Raw genomic sequence first — 19,299 nt, forward strand, 5'->3', positions numbered from 1 at the left:
ATACCCGCGAAGACGCAGGACAACGCCTTTCTGGGCGGGGACTATCTGGCGCAGCTCAACGCGCAACCGGAACCGCTCCGCACGGCGTTGCTGACTGGCGACTTCATGGCCGCCCGGCAAGATCATGACATGCAGGTTATTCCGTCCGATTGGGTGGATCTGGCATTCGAACGGTATGACGCCGGGATTGATGCCGGATTGCCGATGGATGTGCTGTCCGTGGATGTGGCGCAAGGGGGCAAAGACAAGACAGTCTTGCAGCCAGTCCACGGGCGGCGGTTTGAGGAACAAATCAGCCGCAAGGGCGTCGATACCAAGGACGGTGCTGATGTTGGCTCTCTGGTCATCAGGGAGCGGCGCGACAATGCGCTGATTGTCGTGGACTGCACCGGCGGATGGGGCGGCGACACTGTGGGCTTTCTCGGCCGGGAGAACGGCATCAAGGTTGAGAAGTGCGTGTTCTCTTCGCACTCGGGAGAGACAGCCAAGGACAGCCGCATTCCGTTCTACAATTTGCGGGCTCAGCTCTATTGGAGGCTCAGGGAAGCGCTTCACCCGAAGAGCGGGGCAGGGCTGGCAATCAAACGCTCCGCACGGGTCAAGGCTCAGCTCACGGCGCACCGCTGGAAGCTATCAGGCGGCAAGATCCTGATCGAAAGCAAGGAAGACATCAAAGAGCGCACCGGTTCCTCACCAGATGAGGCCGACGCAATCGTGATGGGGAATGAATGGCGGGACAAAGCAGTGTTGAAGAAGGTGCTGGGCGCTCAGAAATCGGCACAGAGCGCGGAAATGGACGATCCACTCGCAAGCTTCTGATTGAGCGCCTGACCGTCCGTGACGCCTCCTACATAGCCGCCAATATGCGAGATCACGACCGGGCTGAAATCTGCTGCCAGTTCGAACACTGGGATAGCCGGGTTTTTGCCATCGCCGCGCTGCAAAGCGAGGTGCCGGGGATGAGCTGGGCGGTCTGGCTCGATGGTCAGCCTGCAGCGGCCTACGGGTTCAGCTATGTCACTCCCTTTGACAGGGAACGCTGGCAAGCCTGGGCCTTCGGGACGAAGGATTTCAAGAGGTGCCTGCCGATCATGACCCGGCATCTGAAATCGATCCGGCCCATTGTCGAGCGGGACTGCAGACGGTTACAGGCGATTGCCCATGTCGATCACGATGTTGCGCATGGGTGGATTGAAGGCTTTGGGGCAAAGCGTGAGGGGCTGCTGCGGTCGTATGGGCGGAATGGGGAGGATTTCTTTGTCTACGGATGGGCTTGAGGTGATGTGTAACAAACTCAGCGCGAGGTTATTCATATTGTGCAATTTTTGATTGTGAATTAGTATTTCGTTCATCAACTTGTTGGGGAGGGAGCAATGCCCAGTGATTTCACGACTAAGCAGCTTCGTTCGATGGTGTCAGTTGCAACTAGAGAACACACTTCGGGTCCGAAAGGGGCTTGTCTCGTTTTTAGGCACAAGCCACGAACGCAAGTAACTTGCTATGAGACCACGGAGGCTGCTTGCGAAATCGTGAACAAAAGGCTCGGGAACGACGGCCATACGATGTTTGAGGGCGTTGGAACGAAGTGTTTTAAATAGGCACTGACGTATTTAACTGTGGGGGAGGCGGTGACCAATCTTGTCAAAAGAAATATTGCGTATTCTGTAGTTTTTCTATCTCTTTCAGGATGTGCTGTTCCGCAATTTGACGTGCCATACAACGAGACGGGGCCAACTACTAGCACTATCGTGCAAAGAGTTACCTGTGAATTGGCGCAGCTTATTGACCGAAAAGACAAAACAGGTCTTAGAACCTTCCTTCTGACAAAAAATTACATTGCTGCGATGAAGCTTGAACTGCAAGTCACCAATACCGGAGAACTTGCTCCGAGTTTCAATTTTCCGACAGTTGGTCCCTTCCTGAGCATTGGCGCTGGCGTGAATTTGAGCAATTCAAGTAAACGAAGCTGGTTCAAATACCTCGCGTACTCAATGAGGGATTTAGACAATAGGTTAAAGGCGAACGAGAATCCTGAATACGGAGAGTGCCCCAAAGACGCACACTTCAATCTGGAAGGGGAACTAGGTATTCGAGACTTCGTGCTTCTTGATATCTCGTCTGCGGATTCAGTTAGTTCCAAGCCACTGAATCAGGGTGAGAAGGGTGAGTTTGGCGGAACTATCGAATTCACCCTCATCAGAAACATCAATTCGACTGGGCCGACCTGGACGTTCGAGGATTTCGTTGGTCCTGGTGGTCTCGGTAAGATTGATAGGACAAGCGTCAATAAACTCACCATCACGTTCGTCCAAGGGGAGTCAACAACCGAAAAGGGCCTCCCTACAGCGAAAGACTTCAGAGATGCCGAGCAGATTTTGAGATCGGAACTGTATCAGCGTGAAAACTAAAGACTAGGCGAGACGAAGATCCAGTTGTTTCGCAAAAGGGATAAAGAGCGGCGATAAGAATTCGTCGCCTTTTTTTTACCCCACGCAAACTGAGAGGCGAAAAATGTGCATGTTTGGCGGCGGTGCGAAGACGCCGGAGCCGGAACCGACCCCGGCTGCTCCACGTGAGCCTGATCCGCAAAGGCAGGCAAAGAACCTGAGCGAGAACAACCGCCGCCGCCGGGCTGCGGCCTTCGGTGGTCGGGCAACCACGCTGACCAGCCCGCTCGGCGTGAGCAACTACGGTTCCGCCTCTCGGGGCGGTGTTACTGTTCTCGGGGGGGCTTGATGGGGATAGTTGACGATCTGAAACAAGAGCTGCAGGCCGCCCGGTCCGAGCGGCTTTGGTACGAAACCGACTGGCAGGACTACATCAAGTACACCGCGCCTGATATGGAGCGGGGTTTCAACACGGTGCGTGGCGTGTCTGCGCCAACCGGTATGGTTGCTCTACAAAGTTCGGCAGCGAAAGAGCGCTCTCGCGGGCTCTATGACGGCACTGCTGTCTGGCTGCTTGACCGGCTTGTATCCGGTGTTGGTGCCTTGACGATGCCGGAAGGCTTCCACTGGCACGGCGTTGGGTTCGGCGAGCCGACCGACGCAATACGGCAACGAGGGCACGGAAATCACGCGTGATCCGGATATCGGTGACGGCGGCGGCGCGGACTACCTGACCACGCGCCGGTTTGAATTGATCCACCCGCACGGGATGGACTTCACCGCCGCCAGCCTTGCCAAACAGCAAGGCGCAGCCCTGGCTGAGTTGAAGAACGCGGCCAATTGGGACCGGAAGTACCGGCGCAAGAACGTCAAGTTCGCTTGTCTCAAGGTGAATATCTGACCGACTGAAAGAACAGGCTTGAAGGAGCGGGCGGCATTGGCCGCCCGTTTTTGTCTGGGAAAGGGAACACATGGGAACCGCAGTAGACGAGCGCCGGAAACGGCATTTGAAAGCCCTTGAGGCACGTCACAGGGAAGAGTTCGACAAGGAACACGGGCGGGAGAAGACCCGCAAGGACGCAAAGCGGGAAGCTCTTGCAGATGCAATGTCCGCGCTTTGGAACAAGAGCCGGTCGGGCACGGAAAGGCTCGGTAGCGCAGAGGCGACCGCTTCGGATGGCCAGAAAGGGCCGCTGCCGGAAGGCTGGAGGGAGGCGCACTGGAAAACACTTCAGGCCATGGCCGCCGAATTTGCGGGCGCTGAAACGTCCAACAAAGACGAGAGCATTCAGGCACTTGAAGCATACGAAGCCAGAGTTTCGAAGTAGCGCGAGAAAGGGGGCACAGTGTCCGGAACCGTCAACACTGCAGTCGATGTCGCCAATCTTGCACTTGCTCATTTGAAGGAAGCGCCAATCCGCGATTTCGATTATTCGTCCGTGGCATCGCGTTGGTTCCGGAATCATTATGCGAGCTTCCGGGATGCTTATCTTGCGCAACATGATTGGGATTTCGCAATCGAGTTGACCCGGATCGGGGCGGATGGCGTATCGCCGCCGTTTCGCTGGAAATACCGGTACCGAAAGCCGAATGACGCCCTGCGCATACCACAGCAGACCGTTGACGGGGCTCCGGACGGGGCACTCATCCGCTTTGAGGTCGCCGGTCAGTGGATCATGACAGACCGGGCACCGCCGTTGCCGCTTCGCTACATCAGCAGAGTGACCCGTGAAAGTGAGTTTTCGCCGCTCTTTGTGCACGGCTTTGCGCTGTTTCTAGCCTCGGGCTGTGCACACGTCATCACGGGCAAGAACAGTCGTGCACAGGAGCTCCGGGAGGCGGCAAGCCAGGCGCTCGAGAGTGCGGAAACCTATGACGCCGGGCAGGGGACGCCTTTGCCGATGGCTGATCTTGAAATCATTGAGGGCAGATGAGCTACCAGCTACAGGCCACATTCAGCCGGGGCGAGCTTGACCCTGAGCTGATCTACCGTGCCGATCTGGAATTGTTCCGTGCCTCCCTGGCCGAGTGCGTGAACTTCATCACCTTGAAGCGCGGTGGACTTCGGCGCAGAGGCGGAACGCGGTTCATTGGTGAGGTCAAGGACAGTGCTCAAGGCGGCTGGCTGATCCCGTTCGAGTTCGGCAACGGGCAATTCTACATGCTCGAGTTCGGTGACTTCTACTTTCGGGTGTTCACGAGCGAAGGACGGGTGGGGAGTGTCGAGGTTGAAACCCCGTACAGCCGGGCAGTTTTGCCATCTCTGAAATTCGTTCAATCGACGGACACTCTGTTCATTGCCGGTGGCGGTGTTGCTCCGCAGGCCTTGCAGCGGCGCGCGGAGACCGCTTGGTCCATTGCGCCGATGGCTTTTGAAGACGGGCCGTTTCTGGATGTGAACATTGCGCCAACTAGCCTTGCACCGGCCGAAACAGGCAACCCGGTCCCGGAGATGACCTCAAACACGGTCCCAAGCGGGGCTGTATCGTCATCAAACGGTAGTGGATCAGCGTTTCAGGTGTTCAACCGGCAACCGGGCAAGATGGTCTTTTCAAGCGGCTCCGAAGGCTGGGTGCAGTACCGGTTTCCGGCTGCTGTCGTGATCGACGCTTACATGCTTCAAGCGCCGAACGACAACAGCCAGAACGACGACATGCCCTGGCAGTGGAGCCTTGAAGGTTCAAACAATGGTGCCGCCTGGACCATTTTGGACAGTCAGGATGCTCAGGACAGTTGGGCATCGAGTGAATGGCGGGACTATGCCTTCCACAACGAAACGGCATTCACTTACTACCGGCTGCGTTTCACGCAAGGCGGCGGTTCGGCGGGTGATGATTCAGCCATCGGGCAGATTTTGTTCCATCAGGCCGGAGATACGCAGGCTCCCTTCACCCTGACGGCATCGGGAACCGAAGGCATCAATGGGGGACAGGGTTTTCTGGCTTCCGATGTCGGCAGGCATGTTCGCTTTCGAGGGGCGGATGGATTTTGGCGCTGGTTCAAAATTACCGCGGTAAATTCAGCCACGAAGGCACTTGTTCGAGTGTTCGGCCAAACGCTGCCCGACACCAGTGCAACCACGCTTTGGCGGCTTGGTTCTTGGTCTAAGACAACCGGCTTTCCCGAAACAGTGGGCTGGCACAAGAACCGGCTTGCGTTTGCCGGGACGGCAACAGAGCCGCAAACGATTTGGGAAAGCCAGACAGGTGACTTCAACAACTTCACTGTATCGCATGTGCTGACAGCCACGGACGCGGTGACAGTGGGCGTCCTGTCCGGACAGGTGAACCGCATTCAATGGTTGGTGGATGACAATGACCTGATCGCGGGAACCTCTCGGGCGGTTCGCTCCATAGGCAAGGCGACGGATCAGGAAGTGTTCGGGCCTGAGAACGTGGAGCAGAAGCCGGAAACGAATTTCGGCGCGAACGCTGTCAGTCCGATCAAGATCGGATCGGTTCTGCTCTACTTCGGGCCATATGGGACTGACATGCGGGAAATGGCCTATGACTTTTCCGCAGACGGGCGCTTGTCGCAATCTGTCAGCGAGTTCCAGTCACATCTGTTCATGCGCGGAATATCGGGTGCCTGTTACCAGCAATACCCGGACAGCATCATCTGGTCGTGGGACACGGGCGGGGCTGCGATTGGCTTCACGTATGAGCGCCAACAGCAGGTTTACGGGATGCACCGGCATGATTTCGGCGGCGTCGTCGAATGCATGGCGGACCTGAGCGGGGTGCGTTCTGATGAAGTCTGGATGACCATTCGAAGGACAGTGGATGGCCAGACCCGGCGATACATTGAAGTCATGCAAAGGCCGTTCAGAACGGCCGATATCAAGGAAGCATGGCACCTTGACTGCGCAGCGCTCTATGACGGTGCAGCGGTCTCTTCCTTTTCAGGCCTCGGACATCTGGAAGGCCAGGATGTTGTGATCTACGCGGACGGGACAGATTACCCGGCAACGGTCGAAAATGGTTCCGTTCGCCTGCCTTCCGGCCAGACGGCGGCGCGGGCTCTGATCGGGCTAGATGTAACGGCGCGCGCGGTAACGCTGCCCTTTCCGGTCAATGCGCAAGACGGGTCATCGATGGGCCGGAAAATGCGGGTTGATGAATGCAAGGTCGCTGTTCTTGAGACAGGCACGCTCAAGGTGGGGTCGCCTCAAACCTACATGGACGAGCTGATTTATTACCGGGCGGGCGATCAGGCCGGACAACCGACACCGCTGCGCACCGGAGTACTGGATCAGACCCTCGAGACCCGTTGGGAAGACGGCGGGCAGTTGACCATTGAAGCCTCGGGCGGAAAGCCCTGCACAGTGCTTGCGCTTAACTTCGGAAGATCGGGAGAACCATAGAATGTGTGAGCCGGGGTTTATCTTGGCAGGGATTAGCGCTGGCCTCTCACTGGTTGGTGGGGCGACACAGGCGCAAGGGATCAGGGCCGAAGCAGAAGCAACTGCTCAGGCCGAAGAAACCCGCGCTGAGCTTGCCGAAAGGCAAAAGGCGGTCAACCAGACGCAAGCTTCCTATGAACGTCGCCGGACACTCGGGAGGCTCCAGCGTGTTCAGGGTCAGGTGCGCGCTGCTGGAGCCGAGAACGGCCTGGCTGAAACCGGGTCTTTGGTCGATGTCCTGGAAGCAAACGATCTGGAAGCTGCCGAAGACCTTGAGGCAACGCGGTTCCGCTCCGAAGGTGAACGGGACACGCTGACATATGAGGCCGGTGCGGCCCGGCGGCGAGCCTCAACAAGCCGTCAATCAGGCCGCACAGGGGCGGCGGGCGCAATCCTTGGCGGGATCAGCGGCGGGGTGACGACACTGGGCACAGCCTATTCGCGCTACAGCGCGCAAAACTAGAGAGAAACGCAGTGGCAAGATTGGACAGGTACGCCGGCACTCAGCAATTGCCGGGGGTGAGGCGTGCGCAGGTCATCGCGGACACTTCTGCCGCACAGGCGACCCAGCAATTTGGCCGTCAGCTCCAAGGGGCGGCTGGCGATGTCAACCGGCTGGGGCAGCAGTTTACCTCCGACCAGCAACGCATTGATGACTTTGAGCGCAAGCGCGGTCTGTTGTCTCTTGAAGGTCAACTTGCCGAAGGTGAGCGCACATCGCTTGAGAAACTTGCTCCGGGCGCTGCCGGGTTTGAGCAAGACATGCTGGCGAATTTCGACAAACAGGCTCAGGCCTTCCTGGGGGCGGTACCGGCAAGCGCTCGCAAGCAGGCCCAAAACGATGTGCAGGCGCTGCGCAATCGCTATCAGGCCCGCTACAGTGCGACACAGTCCAACGAACAAAAGAGGTATTTCGAAGAAGGTATCCTTGAGAGCAACGATCAGCTTGCCAAAACGATCCGCTCCAACCCTGAAACCTACGACCGTTCGCTTGCACGCGGCAGACAGATGATCGAGGAAAGCGGGTTGGATCGGATTGAAAAAGAGACCGCTCTGAAAGCGTGGAAGCGCATGGCATCTCTGGCTTGGTTCGAAACGCTTCCAGCATCCGAGCGTGCTTCCCTGTTGGAAGGTTCGAATGTCGATGCCTTGTCGCTGATCCGTTCGAAAGAAGGATTTCGAGAAAAGGCTTATGCCGACACAGGCGGGCCGGATGGAAAACAGTTCTCGGGCTGGCGGGCCGGTTTTGGCTCCGACACAGTTACGCGGGCCGACGGGTCGATTGAAACGGTCACTGAAAACACAGTCGTGACGCGGGAAGACGCCGAGCGCGACCTTAAACGCCGGGAAGCCAATTCGCGTGTAAGTGCAATCAAGTCGATTGGCATTGACGCGTGGAATGCCATGCCGCCCAGAGCGCAAGCAGCTCTGACCTCGATCACTTACAACTACGGTGAAGTGCCGAAAAGGCTTCATGCGGCTGCCAAGTCCGGTGATCTGGAAACACTGGCAAATGCGGTGCTTGGTTTGGCTGGTGACAACGGCGGGGTCAACAAAGCACGGCGGGAACAAGAGGCTGCAATCATCCTTGGTGTCGCGGCAATCCCGAATGCCTCGCCCGAGGTTCAAAAGCGGCTGGACACTCTGAGCTATGAAGATCAGGTCAAACTGTACGATCAAGCGCAGTCAGATCTTGTGAGCGTTGCGGCTGACCGAATGGACGGGTTCCGGCTTCAGATTGCCACCGACCCGCTGTCAGTGGAACGCCAGCAAATCCTCGCCGATCCGATGCTTGATGACGGTCAAAAGGCCGTGCTGATCAAAGCCCATGATGGCGCTTTGAAGAGCGGCGAGCGGCAGCGTGAAGCGATTGATTGGGCGAACGCGCCACAGAAATCAAACCCTCTCGACCCGGAGGCGCGCAAGTCAGCCGAGCTGATGTTCCAGCAAGCTACGGAAGCCGGGGCCGATCCGGATGCAGTGGCGCGAACTCTGGTGTCGGGAAAGGGCGTTGTAGCCCGGCCTTACGTCAACATGATCCGGAACGGCTTGAACAGCCGCAATGCGCAAGAGGTTGGGCAGGCTTACCGGCGCGCGGTGGATCTTTACGGGATCGATGAGCAAGCGGTTGTCGGCGCGGAAAATGGTGTGGCTCTCGAAGAAGCCGCGCTCAAATGGCGCTTTTACCGCGAAAATATGGGGTTTAGCGAAGACGAAGCCGCGCAGCACTTGGCGGAATTGAACAGTCCGGACGCGCGAGAGCGCAGAAAGCTTCTGCTGGAAAGCGATGAATACAAGGCGGCCGATAAAAAACTGGATGCCGGGACGATTGCGGGCTTGTTCGATGAAGGCTGGTTGTCGTTTGCGCCCGATGTTGGATCGAACCCCAAAGCGGAAATCTATGCGGTTGGCGAGTTCAAGAGGATCTATGCCGAGACATTTGCTGAAACCGGGGGTGAGCCGGACCTTGCAAAAGAGCTTGCGTTCAAACGGTTCTCTCGTAGCTGGGGTGTCTCTGACTATTCGGCGCATGGTGACGGTGTCGTTATCAAATACGCCGCGGAAAATCTGCACCCGCCGATTGGTGAGAGCCATGAGTATATCAGGGATGAGGCGCTTGCTCTGCTCGAGGAAAACGGCGTGGACGCAAGTGAGGTTTTTCTAGAGTTCAACCCGACCTACACATTGCAGGACATGCGTTCCAGCGCAGGCAATCAAGCGCTTGGTCCCCGGATGACCCTGCAGTACCGCAGGGGAGAAGACGGTCCGCTTGAATATTGGCCGGTTGCCTTCCGGGTTGATGTTGCCGGGGCGCATGCTGCTTTCGAACAGCAGCAGGAAGACGATCAGCGCGCACAAATCGAGCGTTGGCGGGCAGAGCGAGACCGTAAGTCGGCAGCTCCCAGCCGATATGAACGCCAGAAGAATCGCGGTGCCGGATCAAAGCCGGACAGCGAGATACTGAAAGAGGCCGGAATTGCGCTGAAGAGCGGAGCCGCGGCAGTGCCCGGATAGGGCGTTGCAGCCGATGGTATGACGAAATCAAAATGGGCTTTGAAGATGAATAAACAAGACTTGGTCACCGTGCCTGTTGCTGCTGGAGCAATTGCGTGGCCAAACATTCACGGTGTTGTCGAATTCGCGGCAAGGGAAGCGCAATTGATGTTGCCGCTTCTCGGCGCACTTTGGCTGGTCGTTCAGATTGTCGCAAAAATTCACAGCACATGGATTAAGCCAAGGCGTTAGCGCCTTGGTTGGTGGTTTAAGGCTGCACCAACGGCGGCTGAGCGGACAAACCTGCCTCTGGATCATATCAATCCAACGTCTGCTTTCGGCTAGCCCGACGCGTGTATGGTTAATTATGTTGAGTTAGATTGGGCACTTTTCACAGGTGCCTTTAGATTCAATCCGCAAAAATAGCCCAACTGAATATTATGATAACCGCCATTGCGCCGGAAAATGCAAAGACCTGTTTCAACCAAAAGAATACAATTCTGCCCTTATACGCCAGGGTATTACTGTTATACGAAAAATTGCTTTCCCTACGACGTAGTGCGCCATTCACAGAAAAATAACCACAAAGATACTGAAGGTAGTCACAGAGTATTGTCAGGCATCCGGATAAACCTGAAAGGTTGAGAACATATTCATTATGCGCCTGAATATTTGTTGAAAGAGAATTGTCGGAACCATGGATTGTAAAAACTAAGGCAACCAATCCAAATCCGATAAACCTACTGGTTTCACCAATTCGGCCGCTCGTTTCTTTCTTGTCAACAAAACGCTCTTTTCGAATTTCAAAGTGCCTTTGTTGTGATTCCTCTTGGCTCATTTGACTGCATCTTACCTAAATGAAGGTCCGGGGTCGTCTGTGTCTCCATCGATGTTGACGGCGGATCGACGTCCATTTTTTGTTACTTCGACATCAAATGCTACTACTTGACCTTCCTCAAGACCAATTAGACCAGCTCTCACGACAGCACTTATATGTACAAAAATATCAGGGCCACCCTGGTGAGGTGTGATAAACCCAAATCCCCTTTTAGCATTCCAAAATTTGACTGTACCTATCTGCAAACCTGCCCCTTCCCAGTTTTCAGCACAACTAGAAAAATTTCACCACAGGCATCTCGGCCACACAATACATTTCTCAGAATTGTTGAGATCCTGATATGTCCATCCAGGCTCGTCAGAACGGATCCTTCGCTCAACAGAGCATTTGAAGTGCTGAACTAAACTTCTGAACCTAGTTGCACAACGTCCGAGATCTGCAACTGAATTGCACGCCGCGCTATGCCGTTAACTTCTTTGCGGTTACGAACGCAGTTGATAAATCCATGACATTTAGAACAGGAAGCGAACATCTAGACAGAACGCAGCATATTTCAATAAGGACTCGGAGCTGCCATTCGCTGCATAGCGTCATCACTAGGCCGAGGTTGCAACCTGCTAGCAACTCATTGGTTCCCAACAGGTGTGTCTTGCAGTTCGAGGGATACTATCCGCTGCTTTAAAAAAATGGAAACTCAAGCTTTTTGTGCCTCTTTATTTCCTTCGAGACGAGGAGCAAAAAGCTCGCCCTAAGACCGCAAATAGTGAGTTTCTGAGCGGTTTCTGAGCACAGAAAAAAAGCAATATCAGATAAGTTATTGAAATGTTTGGTCGGGCAGGCCGGATTTGAACCGACGACCCCTTCACCCCCAGTGANTTCGCTGCATAGCGTCATCACTAGGCCGAGGTTGCAACCTGCTAGCAACTCATTGGTTCCCAACAGGTGTGTCTTGCAGTTCGAGGGATACTATCCGCTGCTTTAAAAAAATGGAAACTCAAGCTTTTTGTGCCTCTTTATTTCCTTCGAGACGAGGAGCAAAAAGCTCGCCCTAAGACCGCAAATAGTGAGTTTCTGAGCGGTTTCTGAGCACAGAAAAAAAGCAATATCAGATAAGTTATTGAAATGTTTGGTCGGGCAGGCCGGATTTGAACCGACGACCCCTTCACCCCCAGTGAAGTGCGCTACCAGGCTGCGCTACTGCCCGAACGGACCCTACCTAGCTTGTTCGTCTGCCGAGCGCAAGCCGCTTGTTGCGGTGGCTGTGGCCGGACTCGAAAGATACGCGGAACGCCGTGCTGAAAGCTGTTTGCGGTGCTGCCTGCGCTCCATCCTGTCCGTCGCGATCATGCCCCAGGCGAGGCCGTAAAGCATGTACATGTGCCGCCAGTGATCGGTGTCGATGATCACCGACAGGATGAGATGACCGGCAAAAACCGCGAAGATCGACTGGGTGAACGCCGTCCACGGCCGCGACTTGAACAGCAGCGGCACCATGGCGAGAAGCGTCCACAGCGCCAGGACGATGTAAATCGTGCCGCCGAGCCAGCCATAGGTCGTGAAGCCCTTCAGGTAGACATTGTGCTCGTCTTCGGGAAAATACTTGTTGAATTCCATCGCGCCGATGCCGAGCGGGTGTTCCATCACCATCTGAAAGCCGAGCGAATAGCGGGCGAAGCGGCCGAGGCGGGCGCCGTCATAGTCCTGAACGAGCCGGGCGCGCTGGTCGAACATGGCGGACACCGTGTCGATGGACAGAGCCGCCGCGATCAGGGCGGCGACGGCGACAATTCCCGCCAGACCCAGAAACACCAGCCGTGCGCGCTGTCCGGGCCGTTGCTCGGTCACCAGCGCCAGCACATAGACCAGCAGGACGGCGGCGATCAGAAGACCCCAGGCTCCGCGCGAAAAGCTCAGGAAAATCCCGAGCAGCAGGATGGCGAGCGGCACCAGCAGGTGCAGGTTTTTCAGGACGGAGTCTTTCAGGAGCCTCTGCAGCAGGAGGACGGTCGGCAGGACCAGGAACGGGCCGAACACATTCGGGTCCTGAAAGGTGCCGCGGGCACGGTCGTAAAGCGTGAAATACCCGGCGCCCGGAAACAGATGAAAATAGCCGGCGATGCCGATGGCGGCCACAAGAACCGCGCTGATCGTGTAACCGCTCTGGATGATCCTGAACCTGCCCGGATCGTCCGCCAGAACGGCAGCGTAAAAGATGGCCGTGACCGCCAGAAAACCGGAGATGGCGATATACATCATCGCTTCGCCCATTTCCCGGGCCATCGGGATGGAGGCCATGCCGCCGGCGATATAGAGCATCATGCAGATGATCAGCGGTCCGAACTCGCGCCGCAGCTTCAGGCCGCAGGCGAGCCAGATGACGGTGACGAGCGCCATGTAGAGTTCATAGGGTGCCGGTTCCTCGATGACAAAACCCGACAGGAAGGCCGCCAACCACAGGGCACCGTTGCCCAGGCTCCTGGCCGGAAGGACGCCGGGCGCACGCGCGAACTGCGCGCCGCCATAAGGGGCGGCCGCGAGGTTCAATAGGCGTTCTCCGTATTGAACAGCCGGAACGGTGTCAGCAGCAGGATTTTCAGATCGAGCATGATCGACCAGTTCTCGATGTAGTAGACGTCGCACTCCACCCGGTTCTGGATCTTCTCAGGCGTGTCCACCTCGCCGCGCCAGCCGTTGATCTGCGCCCAGCCGGTAACACCGGGTTTCACCTTGTGGCGGGCGAAATAGCCATCGACCACATCGTCCCAGGTCTTGTTGTCTGTATGTGCGTTGACGGCATGCGGGCGCGGCCCGACCAGTGACAGTTTGCCGGCCAGAACGTTGAAGAGCTGCGGCAGCTCGTCGATCGATGTCTTGCGGATGAAGCGGCCGACGCGTGTCACGCGCGTATCGCCCCGGGTTACCACCTTTTTCGCGTCCGGATCGGCCTGTTCCGTATACATGGAGCGGAACTTGAGGATCTCGATGATCTCGTTGTTGAACCCGTAGCGCTTCTGTCTGAAAAGGACAGGACCCTTGCTGTCCAGCTTGATGGCGATCGCCGCGGCGATCATCACCGGAAACAGGGCCACAAGCGCGAGCGTTGCGAACACCAGATCGAAGACACGCTTTCCGACCATGTCCCAGTCGGCAATCGGCTTTTCGACCACATCGACAAATGGCACCGTGCCGATGAAGGATGCGCCGCGGTTGCGGAAACGGACCTTGTCGGTATGGGCGGACAGACGGATATCGACGGGCAACACCCAAAGCTTCCGGAGCAGTTCCAGAACCCGCTTTTCGGCGCGCAGCGGAATGCAGACGATCAGCATGTCGATGCGGGCCAGCCGGGCGAATTCGACCAGTGCGTTGATGTTGCCGAGCTTCGGATAGCCCGCCACAACCGGCGGAGATCTGTCGTTGGACCGGTCATCGAAGATGCCGCAGATGCGAATGTCGTTGTCGGCCTGGGCTTCTATGTCATGGATCAGTTCGGCTGCCGCCGTGCCGCCCCCGACGATGATGGCGCGCCGTTCCAGGCGGCCGGAATTCATCCAGTGGCGCACCAGCAGAAAGACAACCAGTCGCGACGCGCACAGGCCTGTCAGGCCGAGAGCGAACCAGGAACCTGCCCACGCATCGGGAAAATCGGTCCCGAGGCCTGTCGTGGACCTGAGAACCGCGAACATGGCGAAGACCATGGTCCAGCCGGCCGCAACGCGTCCGAACTGCGACAGACCCCGGCGCATGACAGGAACCTGATAGCAGTCGGCAGCTTGAAAAAAGGCTAGAGCGAACAGGATGGACATCGCGACCGCGAAGCCCTGCGTCAGACTGAAAGCAATTTCGCTCGAACCGGCGATGGCGGCGATGAGCGCGGTCGTTGTTATCAGGACAATATCCGTCAGGCGGAGCAGGCCTGTCAGCACCGGAATGGAGACACCCTTGCCGCCAAGACCGGACGCGATCTCGCTGGCTTCGGCGGTCAGGCCACTGTGAACCGAAGCCAGTGTTTCGACGTTTGTCGATCCGGTGATACTGCCGACTGTCTGCCGCAAGTGTTTTTCCAGCTGGCGCTGCAAACCGGCGCCATCGCTTACAGGGAGAACCGGATCGGTCGTTTCGAAAGCCTGGTTGCTCATCAGCGGTTGCTCGATCTGGCATAGACGGCCTGACCGCTACGGCTGGCTGCCGGGCCTTCCGCCGTCGGGGACACGGCCTCGTCGACTGGCGTCAGCCCCTGAACATCCTGGTACAGCGTGGTGATCCGGTCGTTCATCAGATCGGTGGAGAAGGTCGCGGCAAGGCATCTTTGCAGTTCTCCGGCCTCCCGTTCCATCCGCGCAGGATCTTCAAGCGCTTCTTCCATGGCGACCGTCAGCTTGCCGATATGCCCGGGTTCGATCAGCCGGCTGGCATAGCGACTGAAGATTTCCGGGATACCACCGACACGCGTCGCGATGAGCGGGCGTTGCGCCGCGATCGTTTCCAGCACGATGTAGGGCATGGCCTCGGCGCGTGAGGGAATAACAACGTTCCGGGCAAGCTTGAACGCTTCGCGTGCGGGCAGGGCGCCGTGAAACGTGATGGCGTCCTCCAGACCGAGTTTCCTGACCATGTTGCGGTAGCGCTCTTCCTGGGGGCCTTCTCCGACAATATGCGCCCGGGGCGCGGCCCCGGTCTTCAGGCGGATGTTGTAGAGCGCCTCTATGAACAGGTCCGGGCCCTTCAGGTCGCGGAGCATGCCGATATACAAAAAGTCCCCGGCGTCCGCGTTCACGGAGACCGGAGCGAATTCTTCCGGTGTCAGTCCGTTATAGACAATCCGCGACTTGGCCTTCGGGTGGCCGACCTTGCTCTCGTAGGCAGCCGATTCATAGTCGGAGACGAAGACAAGACCGTCCGTGATGCGGCCAAGAAGCCGTTCAAGGGAATGATAGACGCGCCCTTCGAGACGGTTCGGATCGTAGTGCAGGCTGCCGCCATGAGGACAATAGATGCGGGAGACCTTGCTTCCGAACAGCCTGAGACCGCTGCCAATCAGGCGGACATAGGCACCGCCCTTGGCACCGTGTCCGTGCAGAATGTCCGGATTGAGATCGCGAATGTGGCGGTAGATCGCCAGGGTCGCCGACAGGTCCTTTGGCGTAAGCTGGCGCTGCATGGGAAAGCGCGCCAGGCCAAGGCTCAGTTTCGGGCGCAGTTCCTCCAGGAACCGGTTGTCGAATGAGCTGCCAGTGCTGCTGTCGCAGATAAGTCCGACATCATGTCCGGCTTCCGCCTGGGCGGTGGCCAAATCGCGGATATGACGGAAGATTCCGCCAATCGGCGAGCGGACACAATGAACGATCCGCATTGGGTTCGTCGTCATGGTGCAGTATCCCTGTTACCACCCCCAGGTTTCTTCTGGGACCTGTGAGGTTCGGTAACTGCACCTTAGCAAAGGGAGGTGAGCTGCGGGTTAACTTACCATAATTCTAGAAATAGCGTTCGCGGACGTAAATTGTGTCCCCTGGACGCACAGGGTCCGAAATGGGCACACGTCCGTTTAGGATTTCGCCGTTGATCTGGCGGGTGATATCCACATCGATTTGCTGAGCCCTCGGGCTGAATCCACCCGCTGTTGCGATGGCATTCTGCACCGTCATGCCGGCCACATAGTTATATTGGCCCGAGCTTTGCACCTCACCCATCACGAAGACCGGTCGGTAGGTGTCGACCTCGACGGAGACGTCCGGATCGCGGATGTAGCCCTGCCGTAATTTGGCGGCTATTTCCGCTGCCAGGCTTTGCTGGGTCTTGCCGCGTGCAGCGACGCTGCCCACCAGAGGGAAAGAAATATATCCAGCCTGATCAATGACATAGGTGTTGGAAAGGTCGTCCTGTCCGAATACGATGATGCGCAGCTTATCGCTTGAGTCCAGGCGATAAGGCTGTGTCAGCGTCTCGTGAAAAGCTGTTGGCGGCTGCCTGTACCCGCTGCATGCAGCGAGACCCAGGCAAAGACCCAGGACAAGAAGCGCTCTCATTCGCATATACGACTCTCCTACTATTCGCGGACAGCATCGCGCCTTATGGTTAATCGAGGATGAATGGAGAAAATCCGCCTGACTGCGTATCGTCAGAAATGCGTATGCATTAATTAACAAGCCAGTTTGTGCAATTGCATGTGCCTTAACCGATCGCTTACCCTAATTCGACATAGTTTGCCGGGATTGTGGAGATTCAAGTGATGAACGGCGCGCGGCAGACAGTTTCCGATGATGACATGGCGGTGGACCTGGGCGGTCTGCTGCGGACGATCGGCCGTTCCCTGGGCTGGCTGTTGCCGCTGACCCTGTTCGTGGCGGTCGCGGTGTTCCTGGGGCTGCAATTCGTCGCTCCCAAATACAAGGCCGAGGCCCGGATACTTATCGAGAGCACCGACAACAATTTCCCGGGTGGGTCGCGTGGTGTGGAAGAGGAAAGGGCGGTTCTCGACAGCGAGGGCGTCGCCAGCCAGGTCCAGCTCCTGATGTCCGCCGATCTGGCGCGACGGGTGGCGAACAAGCTCGATCTCGCGGCGATCCCGGAGTTCGACGCCAGGGGAACAGGCACGCTGATCAGCAATCTGATGTCCATGATCGGCCTTGGCGGAAGGACAACCGCCAACAGCACGGAAGAACGCGTCCTCAAGCACTTTTACGAGAACCTGCAGATTTACCGGCTGGAAGGCTCGCGCGTGATTGCCGTCGACTATCAGGCGGAAAATCCGGTTCTGGCCTCGCGGGTCGCCAATGCCATCGTCGATGAATATCTTTCCATTCAGTCCAGCGCGAAGCGGGCGACCACCGAGCAGGCCTCCGCCGCGCTCGAGCCCCAGATCGTCGAATTGCGCAAGGAAGTACAGGCCGCCCGCAAGGCCGTTTCCGATTTCAGGGCCCGGGCCGACTTGCTGATAGGCGCCGACAACATACCGCTCAATCAGCAGCAGCTTGCCGAGACAAGCAGCGACTATTCCGCTGCTCAGGCCAGCAAGGCCGAGGCGCAGGCCAAGGCCGACCTCATCCGCGAGATCCTGAATTCCGGCGGATCTCTGGAGAGCGCCAGTGAAGTCCTCGGGTCCGCGCTGATCCAGAGGTTGCGCGAGCGGCAGGTCGAAATCCAGTCGAACATTGCCGAGCTGTCCATCACGCTGTTGCCGAACCACCCGCAGCTCAAGGCGCTTCAGTCCCAGCAGAGCGATTACGACCGGCAGATCCGGAACGAAGCACGGCGGATTCTTCAGGGTCTGGAAAATGACGCCAAGGTCGCCAACCAGCAGGCGCTGGCTCTGGAACAACGTCTCAATGAACTCAAGACCGCGGCGGCGCGCTCGAATGCGGACCAGGCCCGCCTGAGTGAACTGGAGCGCGAGGCCAATGCCAAGGCCGCTCAGCTTGATCAACTGATGTTGAGCTATCAGGAAGCCGACTCCCGATTGCGGGCGCAGGTTCTCCCGGCCGACGCACGCATCATTTCCAGCGCGAGCGTTCCGGCCGAACCCTCTTCACCCAAGACTGTCTCCACCACGATCATCGCAGCGCTGGTGACCTTCATTCTGGGGTGCGCCTTCGTGCTGATGCGTGAATTCCTGAACGGAAATGCCCTTTACCGCATGAATGGCGCGGCTGACCTCAACACGAGGGATGCGCAGGCTTCGCCCCGAAATGAAGGAAACGACTGGGGACGCGGCTACTCTCAGTCCTTTGCGAACTATCGTATGGAAGAAGACTTCCGGCAGAGCTCGGCTTCGCCGGAGGTGCAGACGGAAGAAAAGCTGCCGATTGCCGCAAAAGAATCAGACGCGGCCACAGGGAAAACCCACGGGCTGCTGTCCCCCTTCAAGAAAGACCCGGAGCGGAAAAGGCGCCGCAGCGTGCGCTCGCGCGACGATCGTGGTTCTGCTTCCGATTGGGCTCCCGGCTGGGCGCGTAACTGGGGCAGGGGGGCAGGCAACCTTGACAGCCCCGGTGACAAAGACCCGGTGGCGCCGATTGACGAGCAGGAGCCTGTCGGCCGAGACGCGGCTGCCGGGAACACTGACATCATGGCGGCCGATGCAGGTGGGCCGGTTCCGACCACATTCGCGGAAGATGTCGAGGCCGCGGGACGGATTGTCGTGCTGAGCGTCGATGACGAGACGCTGTCGCACGACCTGGCATTCGATCTGGCTCGAAAAGCTGCGAAAGCGGGCAAGTCCGCGCTGATCATGGAAGTGTTTCCGGAACATCATGACAAGAAGGCAGCTGAAGGATTTTCCGACATCATCGCCGGCGACGCGCCGTTCGCGAAGGTGGTCTACAGGGACGCGGCCACGAAAGCTCATATCATTGAAGCCGGCCGTCTGGCGATCACCGATGCAATGGTCAATTCGGAGCGATTCAAACTGGCGCTCGAGGCGATCAAATCCACATACCAGACGATTGTGGTCGATCTGGGAGCCATCGACGGAACGCTTGCCAGCGCCCGCATGTTGAGTTTCGCCGACCGTGTCCTGATTGCGGCCAGCGCGCCCGATCACAGTCACGAACTGCAAAGCGCGGCCAACCTGCTTGCCCACAACACGGGGGCAAGTGTTGAAGTGGTGATTTCCGGAGAGACCGGTTCCGATCCGCGTCGCAACGACGACGGTCACGCGGCATAAGTTGAATATGTGAGCG

Annotated in this window: 18 protein-coding genes, 1 tRNA gene and 1 pseudogene; 13 read left to right on the plus strand and 7 right to left on the minus strand. The window is 57.6% G+C overall.

Annotated features, from left to right (window positions below; translation table 11 throughout):
* From OA90_RS29130 to OA90_RS25515, 12 genes and pseudogenes are all read left to right on the plus strand, one after another.
* Positions 1-819 (plus strand): annotated as a pseudogene (locus OA90_RS29130) (hypothetical protein); the annotation flags it as partial.
* A 44-nt stretch (positions 820-863) separates the two neighbouring features.
* Entirely contained in the window at positions 864-1,277 is a 414-nt protein-coding gene (locus tag OA90_RS25470; RefSeq protein WP_068419549.1) for a hypothetical protein, read from the plus strand.
* Between the two features lie 351 nt (positions 1,278-1,628).
* Positions 1,629-2,408 (plus strand): hypothetical protein, encoded by a 780-nt coding sequence (locus OA90_RS25475; protein WP_156510646.1) that lies wholly within the window; start codon positions 1,629-1,631, stop codon positions 2,406-2,408.
* Positions 2,409-2,511: 103 nt separating this feature from the next.
* The gene (locus tag OA90_RS25480; RefSeq protein ID WP_156510647.1) at positions 2,512-2,736 is read left to right on the plus strand and encodes a hypothetical protein; all 225 of its coding nucleotides are present in this window, start codon (positions 2,512-2,514) and stop codon (positions 2,734-2,736) included.
* Positions 2,736-3,083, plus strand: a complete 348-nt coding sequence (locus tag OA90_RS28760; RefSeq protein ID WP_156510648.1) for a hypothetical protein — start codon at positions 2,736-2,738, stop codon at positions 3,081-3,083. Before OA90_RS25480 ends, OA90_RS28760 begins: the two co-directional genes overlap by 1 nt.
* Positions 3,025-3,288, plus strand: coding sequence for a hypothetical protein (locus OA90_RS25485; protein ID WP_068419555.1), 264 nt, complete (start codon positions 3,025-3,027; stop codon positions 3,286-3,288). The genes OA90_RS28760 and OA90_RS25485 overlap by 59 nt, the downstream gene beginning before the upstream one ends.
* 70 nt (positions 3,289-3,358) lie before the next feature.
* Positions 3,359-3,715, plus strand: coding sequence for a hypothetical protein (locus OA90_RS25490; RefSeq protein WP_068419557.1), 357 nt, complete (start codon positions 3,359-3,361; stop codon positions 3,713-3,715).
* Positions 3,716-3,733: 18 nt separating this feature from the next.
* The gene (locus OA90_RS25495) at positions 3,734-4,321 is read left to right on the plus strand and encodes a hypothetical protein (protein ID WP_068419559.1); all 588 of its coding nucleotides are present in this window, start codon (positions 3,734-3,736) and stop codon (positions 4,319-4,321) included.
* On the plus strand, positions 4,318-6,750 hold the full coding sequence (locus OA90_RS25500) for a hypothetical protein (protein WP_068419560.1): 2,433 nt from the start codon (positions 4,318-4,320) through the stop codon (positions 6,748-6,750). Before OA90_RS25495 ends, OA90_RS25500 begins: the two co-directional genes overlap by 4 nt.
* Positions 6,751-6,772: 22 nt before the next feature.
* The gene (locus tag OA90_RS25505) at positions 6,773-7,252 is read left to right on the plus strand and encodes a hypothetical protein (protein ID WP_156510649.1); all 480 of its coding nucleotides are present in this window, start codon (positions 6,773-6,775) and stop codon (positions 7,250-7,252) included.
* 11 nt (positions 7,253-7,263) lie between these two features.
* Positions 7,264-9,804 (plus strand): hypothetical protein, encoded by a 2,541-nt coding sequence (locus OA90_RS25510; RefSeq protein ID WP_156510650.1) that lies wholly within the window; start codon positions 7,264-7,266, stop codon positions 9,802-9,804.
* 18 nt (positions 9,805-9,822) lie between these two features.
* Complete coding sequence (locus OA90_RS25515; RefSeq protein ID WP_156510651.1) at positions 9,823-10,035, plus strand: hypothetical protein; 213 nt, start codon at positions 9,823-9,825, stop codon at positions 10,033-10,035.
* A 157-nt stretch (positions 10,036-10,192) separates the two neighbouring features.
* Here the strand turns inward: OA90_RS25515 and OA90_RS28765 are convergent, their stop codons facing one another.
* The 7 genes from OA90_RS28765 to OA90_RS25540 form a co-directional block, all read right to left on the minus strand.
* Positions 10,193-10,621: a hypothetical protein gene (locus OA90_RS28765; RefSeq protein WP_156510652.1), complete on the minus strand. Its 429-nt coding sequence runs from the start codon at positions 10,619-10,621 to the stop codon at positions 10,193-10,195.
* 11 nt (positions 10,622-10,632) lie between these two features.
* Positions 10,633-10,866: a cold-shock protein gene (locus OA90_RS28230; RefSeq protein WP_082837277.1), complete on the minus strand. Its 234-nt coding sequence runs from the start codon at positions 10,864-10,866 to the stop codon at positions 10,633-10,635.
* An 882-nt stretch (positions 10,867-11,748) separates the two neighbouring features.
* Positions 11,749-11,825, minus strand: a tRNA-Pro gene (locus tag OA90_RS25520).
* Positions 11,826-11,833: 8 nt separating this feature from the next.
* Positions 11,834-13,165, minus strand: a complete 1,332-nt coding sequence (locus tag OA90_RS25525; RefSeq protein WP_068419566.1) for an O-antigen ligase family protein — start codon at positions 13,163-13,165, stop codon at positions 11,834-11,836.
* Positions 13,162-14,760 (minus strand): undecaprenyl-phosphate glucose phosphotransferase, encoded by a 1,599-nt coding sequence (locus OA90_RS25530; RefSeq protein WP_068419568.1) that lies wholly within the window; start codon positions 14,758-14,760, stop codon positions 13,162-13,164. The genes OA90_RS25525 and OA90_RS25530 overlap by 4 nt, the downstream gene beginning before the upstream one ends.
* Positions 14,760-15,989 carry a glycosyltransferase gene (locus OA90_RS25535; RefSeq protein ID WP_068419570.1) on the minus strand — a complete coding sequence of 410 codons (1,230 nt, stop codon included), beginning with the start codon at positions 15,987-15,989 and terminating at the stop codon, positions 14,760-14,762. Before OA90_RS25535 ends, OA90_RS25530 begins: the two co-directional genes overlap by 1 nt.
* Positions 15,990-16,095: 106 nt before the next feature.
* Positions 16,096-16,653 carry a polysaccharide biosynthesis/export family protein gene (locus tag OA90_RS25540; RefSeq protein WP_068419572.1) on the minus strand — a complete coding sequence of 186 codons (558 nt, stop codon included), beginning with the start codon at positions 16,651-16,653 and terminating at the stop codon, positions 16,096-16,098.
* Between the two features lie 197 nt (positions 16,654-16,850).
* Here OA90_RS25540 and OA90_RS25545 point away from each other — a divergent pair, with 197 nt between their 5' ends.
* Positions 16,851-19,283, plus strand: coding sequence for an exopolysaccharide transport family protein (locus OA90_RS25545; protein WP_068419574.1), 2,433 nt, complete (start codon positions 16,851-16,853; stop codon positions 19,281-19,283).
* Positions 19,284-19,299 lie beyond the last annotated feature (16 nt).

Origin of the sequence: Labrenzia sp. OB1, from assembly GCF_001624695.1 — a bacterium.
Taxonomy (GTDB): domain Bacteria; phylum Pseudomonadota; class Alphaproteobacteria; order Rhizobiales; family Stappiaceae; genus Roseibium.

Coding starts and splice junctions, on each gene's coding strand:
- OA90_RS25545 (WP_068419574.1), top strand. CDS start 16,851: ATGAACGGCGCGCGGCAGACAGTTTCCGATGATGACATGGCGGTGGAC.
- OA90_RS25490 (WP_068419557.1), top strand. CDS start 3,359: ATGGGAACCGCAGTAGACGAGCGCCGGAAACGGCATTTGAAAGCCCTT.
- OA90_RS25540 (WP_068419572.1), bottom strand. CDS start 16,653: ATGCGAATGAGAGCGCTTCTTGTCCTGGGTCTTTGCCTGGGTCTCGCT.
- OA90_RS25535 (WP_068419570.1), bottom strand. CDS start 15,989: ATGACGACGAACCCAATGCGGATCGTTCATTGTGTCCGCTCGCCGATT.
- OA90_RS25515 (WP_156510651.1), top strand. CDS start 9,823: ATGACGAAATCAAAATGGGCTTTGAAGATGAATAAACAAGACTTGGTC.
- OA90_RS25470 (WP_068419549.1), top strand. CDS start 864: ATGCGAGATCACGACCGGGCTGAAATCTGCTGCCAGTTCGAACACTGG.
- OA90_RS28765 (WP_156510652.1), bottom strand. CDS start 10,621: ATGAGCCAAGAGGAATCACAACAAAGGCACTTTGAAATTCGAAAAGAG.
- OA90_RS25480 (WP_156510647.1), top strand. CDS start 2,512: ATGTGCATGTTTGGCGGCGGTGCGAAGACGCCGGAGCCGGAACCGACC.
- OA90_RS28760 (WP_156510648.1), top strand. CDS start 2,736: ATGGGGATAGTTGACGATCTGAAACAAGAGCTGCAGGCCGCCCGGTCC.
- OA90_RS25530 (WP_068419568.1), bottom strand. CDS start 14,760: ATGAGCAACCAGGCTTTCGAAACGACCGATCCGGTTCTCCCTGTAAGC.
- OA90_RS25500 (WP_068419560.1), top strand. CDS start 4,318: ATGAGCTACCAGCTACAGGCCACATTCAGCCGGGGCGAGCTTGACCCT.